Here is a 443-nt window from a genome sequence, read left to right as displayed (position 1 = left end):
CGAGCAACATAATACTGTGTTTGCGCTCGCTCATCCTCAAACACATCGGCCGAAATAGACTCAACCAACCCTTCAAGCTCTGGCATCTCATGCTGCTTGAAAGACGATAGCCGAACCCGCGCATTCATTCCTTTGTAAACCTTGTCTACGTCAGTCGGAGAAATACGTGATTCAACAATAAGCGTTTCTCGAACCGGTACGACCTCCATGATCAAATCCCCCGGCCTCACTACCGCGCCAAGCGTCTGAACCTTCAAACCAGTTACAGTGCCATCAACAGGCGCCCTTATATCTACGCGCCTTAAAATATTTGCAGAGGTAGCCAACTGCTCGCGTATATCTTTCAAGCTAAACTGTATATCGCGCAACTCTGTTGCTGCTTGTTCCTGGAAACGCTGCTGCGCTTGCAGCCGTTCTAACTCCACTTCTCCGATTTTTACCTG

At 49.0% G+C, this 443-nt stretch carries 1 protein-coding gene; it reads right to left on the bottom strand.

Going from position 1 to position 443, the window contains the following annotated elements; translation table 11 throughout:
• Positions 1-443: HlyD family efflux transporter periplasmic adaptor subunit (locus A3750_RS04245; RefSeq protein ID WP_156498389.1), on the bottom strand; the 443-nt coding region annotated here is incomplete at both ends.

The organism is Oleiphilus sp. HI0079 (genome assembly GCF_001635105.1).
This window is presented reverse-complemented; position numbering and strand designations above follow the sequence as displayed.